At 61.6% G+C, this 450-nt stretch carries 1 protein-coding gene; it reads left to right on the top strand.

Annotated elements, in window-relative coordinates:
- Positions 1–206: 206 nt before the first annotated feature.
- A partial coding sequence (locus FNX44_RS30180; protein ID WP_173019330.1) for a glutathione S-transferase N-terminal domain-containing protein occupies positions 207–450 on the top strand: 244 nt, incomplete at its 3' end.

The raw sequence follows: 450 nt of genomic DNA, 5'->3' as shown, positions 1-450 counted from the left end.
TTTGTGCCGGGCGCGCCGTTCTATGCCAATGCGCCGCGCCGCAACACACTCCGCCTCGCGTTCGTAACAGTGACACCGGAGCGTATCGAGCAAGGCATTGCCGTGCTGGGCGAGTTGATGCGCGCGGAAATCGCGGCGCTCACGCCCAAGGCCGCCTAAATTACCTAACTAACCACTCCATCCATTCAAAAAAGGAGCCGTCGTCGATGCTGCGGATCTGGGGAAGACTCTCTTCGGTCAACGTTCAGAAGGTCGTCTGGTGCGCGCATGAGCTGTCGCTGGACCACGAGCGCATCGACGTCGGCGGCGCCTTCGGCGGCGTTGACACGCCGGAATTCAAGGCGATGAACCCGAACGGGATGATCCCTGTCATCGAAGATGGCCTGGACGATGCCGGCGACACGCGCTTCGTGCTGTGGGAATCCAACGCCATCGTGCGCTATCTCTCGG

This window comes from Streptomyces alkaliterrae, from assembly GCF_007097205.2.
Classification (GTDB): Bacteria; Actinomycetota; Actinomycetes; order Streptomycetales; family Streptomycetaceae; genus Streptomyces; species Streptomyces alkaliterrae.
The sequence above is the reverse complement of the archived record's forward strand: the minus strand, read 5'-3'. Positions and strand labels throughout refer to the sequence as shown.